The following is a 418-nucleotide window of genomic DNA, read 5'->3' as shown; positions in this document are numbered from 1 at the left end:
GGCAACCAACGGATGGCTACGTTCCGCCAAGTGGTGAGGATACGGACAACGATGGATTGGACGATGCTTACGAGGGAACTGGAAACGAGGGCATCACCCCCGAGGACACGGACCAAGACGGTACTCCTGATTATCTGGACGATGACAGCGACAATGATTTGGTACCGGACAGTAACGAGGGGCACGACTTTGATTATGATGGGGAGCCGGACAACACCTACACGGGGGTTGACACGGACAATGACGGATTGGACGATGGCTACGAGGGAAGCGACGTTAACGACGGCTATGACGTTAACGATGAGATAGAGGACCCAGCGACCGATTTACCGGATACCGATGGAACGGAGGACGTTAACTACCGTGATTTGGACGATGACGGGGACGGAATAGACACCCCTGACGAAGATGCGAACGG

General features: G+C 54.8%; 1 pseudogene. It reads left to right on the top strand.

What is annotated here, in order from left to right:
- A pseudogene (locus ACXAGS_RS15730) lies at window positions 1-418 on the top strand (gliding motility-associated C-terminal domain-containing protein); the annotation flags it as partial.

This window comes from Croceivirga sp. ABH4_376 (assembly GCF_056160685.1).
The sequence above is the reverse complement of the archived record's forward strand: the minus strand, read 5'-3'. Positions and strand labels throughout refer to the sequence as shown.